This window comes from Citricoccus sp., from assembly GCF_035445025.1.
Taxonomy (GTDB): domain Bacteria; phylum Actinomycetota; class Actinomycetes; order Actinomycetales; family Micrococcaceae; genus Citricoccus.
In genome coordinates this window covers 1-4,425 of record NZ_DAOMPX010000109.1, presented here as the reverse complement: position 1 = coordinate 4,425, position 4,425 = coordinate 1, and the positions used below count along the sequence as shown (strand labels likewise).

General features: G+C 71.2%; 1 protein-coding gene and 2 pseudogenes. 1 reads left to right on the top strand and 2 read right to left on the bottom strand.

The features are described 5' to 3' along the window. Positions 1-245: pseudogene (locus PLJ28_RS15030) on the bottom strand (4Fe-4S dicluster domain-containing protein); the annotation flags it as partial. Next, positions 246-3,626 carry a formate dehydrogenase gene (gene fdh, locus PLJ28_RS15025; RefSeq protein WP_324590355.1) on the bottom strand — a complete coding sequence of 1,127 codons (3,381 nt, stop codon included), beginning with the start codon at positions 3,624-3,626 and terminating at the stop codon, positions 246-248. It abuts the pseudogene before it with no gap. 72 nt (positions 3,627-3,698) lie between these two features. Between fdh and PLJ28_RS15020 the strand changes: the two are divergent. Then, positions 3,699-4,425, top strand: a pseudogene (locus PLJ28_RS15020) (bifunctional 3'-5' exonuclease/DNA polymerase); the annotation flags it as partial.

The window sequence follows — 4,425 nt, the reverse complement described above, 5'->3', positions numbered from 1 at the left end:
GCGACGTGGCGCCAGGTGTCCGCGCTGAGGCCCTCGGAGTTGTCGAAGGACGAGTTGGACAGCTCGTAGTCCGAGTCCGCCGGGTTGCGGTTCCACTCCTTGCAGGCCACCTCGCAGGCCTTGCAGCCGATGCAGATCGAGGTGTCCGTGAAGAAGCCCTTACGGGCGTGGGGGTGTTCGTAGTGGGCGTCCGCCGTGGGGTTGTCCCCCACGGCGGCGGCGTCCGGTGCGGTCAGTCGCTGCATCTACTCCTCGGCTCCTGGCTGGTCCGTCGATTCGTGGTCCAGCCGCTCGGACCGGTCGGTGGCCTCCTCGGCGCCGGCCTCCTCGTGGCTGCCGGTGACACCTTCGTTGCCGGACTCCACGGTCAGGTGCGCCCTGCGCTGGTAGTCCTCCACCAGCCGCAACAGCTGCCTGCCCTGGGGACGCCGTCCCGGCCGGATGTCCACGGCGCCGACCTTGGAGCCCTGGATCAGCACGTTCGGGTCCAGGGTGATGCCCAGCAGGTCATTGGCGGAGTCACCCGAGACGACCGCGTCGTTGCCGACGCCCCAGTGGTAGGGCAGTCCGATCTGGTGGACCGTCTGTCCGCCCACCCGCAGCGGCCTCATCCGCTCGGTCACCAGGACCTTCGCCTCGATCGCCGCCCGCGGGGAGATCAGCGTGGCCCACCCGTAGGGTTCCAGCCCGCGCTCGGCGGCCAGTTCCGGGGAGACCTCGCAGAACATCTCGGGCTGCAGCTCGGCCAGGTACGGCAGCCACCGGCTCATCCCGCCCGCGGTGTGGTGCTCGGTCAACCGGTAGGTGGTGAACACGAAGGGGTACACGTCCGATCCCGGGGCGCCCGGTTCGGGCGCGCTGAGGTTGTCCTTGCGGGGCAGGGTGACCCGGGTGGGGTTGTGCTGCTGCCGGTACAGCGGGTTGCGCACCGGGGACTCCTGCGGCTCGTAGTGGGTCGGCAGCGGACCGTCCACCATCCCCTTGGGGGCGAAGAGCCAGCCCTTGCCATCGGCCTGCATGATGAACGGGTCGTCCCCGGCCAGCGCGGCCGCACCGCCCAGTGAGGGGTCCGGGGTGCTGCCGGGCGCACGGTCCACCGGGAAGTCCGGGATGTCGTTGCCCACCCACTTGCCCTGGTCCTCGTCCCACCAGACGAGCTTCTTGCGCTCGCTCCAGGGCCGGCCCTGCGGGTCCGCCGAAGCCCGGTTGTACAGGATCCGCCGGTTCGACGGCCAGGCCCAGCCCCATTCCTCGGTCTGGGGACCGTCGCCACCGCCCGGAGTGCGGTCGGCGGCGTGGTTGATCCCGTCCGCGAAGACGCCGGTGTAGATCCAGCAACCACCGGCCGTGGAACCGTCCGCCCTCATCTGGGTGTAGCTGGAGAGCAGCGTGCCGGCATCGGGCCCGGTGAGCTGATGGCCGTTGATCTCCTGCAGGATGGCCTCACCGTCGGGCTCCCCGTGTTCGTCCTCCGGGTAGTCCCACGTCAGGTCCAGCAGCGGGCGGTCACGGGGGTCGGTGGAGTCCGCCAGCCGGGCCCGGATCCGCTTGCCGATCTCGTGGAAGAACTGCAGCTCGGACTGGGCGTCACCCGGCGGGGCCACGGCCTGGTGGCGCCACTGCAGCAGCCGCTGGGTCTGCGTGAAGGTGCCGGCCTTCTCCACGTGGTTGGCCGCCGGGAAGAAGAACACCTCGGTCTCGATATCCTCGGTGCGCAGCTCGCCGGTGGCGATCTCCGGACCGTCCTTCCACCAGGTGGCGGACTCGATGAGCTGGAAGTCCCGGACCACGAGCCACTTCAGGTGGGACATGCCCATCCGCTGCATGCGGCCGTTGGCGGAGCCGACCGCCGGGTTCTGCCCGAGCAGGAAGTAGCCCTCGACGTCCCCGGCGATCATCCCCTCCACGGTCTGGTAGGTGCCGTGGGGACCGGTGAGGCGGGGGATGTAGTCGTAGGCGTAGTCGTTGCCCGCGTGGGCGGCGTCCCCCCACCAGGCCTTGAGCAGGCTGACGGTGTAGGCGTCGGCCTCGGCCCAGTAGCCCTTCTGCGTCTTGGAGGCAATCGACTCTATGTAGGTGCCCAGGTCCTGCTTCTCCACGGTGGGCATCGGCAGGTACCCGGGCAGCAGGTTGAACAGGGTGGGGATGTCCGTGCAGCCCTGGATGGACGCGTGGCCGCGCAGGGCCATGATGCCCCCGCCCGGGCGTCCCATGTTGCCCAGCAGCAACTGCAGGATGGTGGCCGTGCGGATGTACTGGGCGCCGACCGTGTGCTGCGTCCAGCCCACGGCGTAGGCGAAGCAGGTGGTGCGCTCGCGGCCGGAGTTCTCGGTGATCGTCCGGGCCAGCTCCTCGAAGTCCGCCACCGAGATCCCGCAGGCGTCCCGCACCATCTCCGGGGTGTAGCGCGCGTAGTGGCGCTTCAGGATCTGGAAGACGGTGCGCGGGTGCTGCAGCGTCTCGTCCCGGCGCGGCACGTGCGTCTCGATGTCCGGGCCACCGGAACCGTACTGCTGGCCGGCCGCCTCCGTGGAGGCCTCCGCCCCGTCCTCCCGGGCGCTGTCCCCCGCGGTCCCGTCCCCGACGCCGGCTCCCCCGGAACCGCTGCCGGGCTCCGGTTCGTAGGCCCAGGACTCCATGTCGTAGCCGCCGGACTCCTCGTCGTACCCGGAGAACAGCCCGTCCAGGTCCTCGGCGTCCCGGAAGTCCTCGTTCACGATCGTCGCGGCGTTCGTATAGGCCACCACGTATTCCCTGAACCACTTCTCGTGGGTCAGGACGTAGTTGATCAACGCGCCCAGCAGCACGATGTCCGAACCGGCACGGATCGGCACGTGCCTGTCCGCCACCGCCGAGGTGCGCGAGAAGCGCGGGTCCACGTGGAAGACCTTGGCACCGCGCGCCTTGGCCTCGGTCACCCACTGGAAGCCCACGGGGTGGGCCTCGGCCATGTTCGAGCCCTGGATGACAATGCAGTCAGCGTTGGCCATGTCCTGCAGCGATTGGGTGGCGCCGCCGCGCCCGAAGGAGGTCCCCAGACCGGGAACCGTGGCGGAGTGTCAAATACGGGCCTGGTTCTCGATCTGGATCGCGCCGGCCGCCGTGAACAGCTTCTTGATGAGGTAGTTCTCCTCATTGTCCAGCGTGGCCCCGCCCAGGGAGGCGATCCCCATGGTGCGGGCCAGCCGGCGGCCCTGCTCGTCCAGGTCCTGCCAGCCGTTGCGGCGGGACTCCAGGAACCGGTCCACCACCATCTCGGTGGCGGTCTCGAGGTCCATCTCCTGCCACTCGGTGGCCCGCGGCGCCCGGTAGAGGACCTTCGTCTGGCGGTTGGAGGCGTTGACGAGCTGTTCGCTCGCCGACCCCTTGGGGCACAGCCGACCGCGGGAGATCGGTGAGTCCGGGTCCCCCTCGATCTGCACGACCCTCTCGTCCGTGACGAAGACCTTCTGCCCGCAACCCACCGCGCAGTACGGGCACACGCTCTGCACGGAGCGGTCCGCGGTGGTGGTGCGCGGGACGATGGAACGCGTGGTCGGAGAGGTCACGGCAGAGCTTCGACCGGAGGAGTCGTCCGTGCGGAACTGCCGGATGACCGGCCATTCCAGGAAGCTGAACCGTGCCATGGGACCAACCTATCCCAGCCGGGGGCAGGGCGAAAGTACCGGCGCGGTCGCGGCGTCCGGTTGACTGGGGGCATGCACATCGTCCTCGGTCCGGCCGCCGCGGCCTCAGCGGGCCCGTCCGCCGGGTCGTCGGCGCCGCCTGCCGGGTCGTCCGCCCGGTCCGCTCCCGTGCCGGCACGCGGCGGCTCCGGCACCCCGGGATCATGGGAGGCGGTCCTGGTCGACGGTGACCGGATCGCGCCGGGACCCACGGCCGGCCCGGACCAGCTGCCCGGCCTCGTCCGTGCCCTGCCGGAGCGCCTCGGGACGGACCCCGCGTCCATCCGCTGGGTGTTCGCCTCCGTGGCCACCGGGTACCCGCCGCTCCTGAGGACCGGCATCGAGCTCGGCCGGTGCTGGGACCTCGGCCTCGCCCAGCGCATCCTCCTCGGTGCGGCCACGCTCGAGGCGACCGGCGTGCGGTACTCCCCCGCCGCCGTCGTGCCCGTCCGGGACCCGGAGCCCTACGGGGAGGCGCCGCGGCCGGGGCCGCCGGACCAGGAGGCGTTCTTCGACCTGCCGGCCGCGGGTGCCGGACAGGACGGCAGCCCCGGGGCCACCGAGCTGGCGCGGGAACTGGCCACCCAGCTGGCCGCCGTCGCCGGCGCCCGGCATCCGCAGCGCCTGATGCTGCTGCTGGCCGCGGAGTCCCAGGGTGCGCTGGTCGCGGCGGAGATGCTGCAGGAGGGGCTGCCCTGGCGCCGGGACGTCCACGAGGAGATGCTGCGGAACCGGCTCGGGCCCCGCCCCCGGGAGGGCG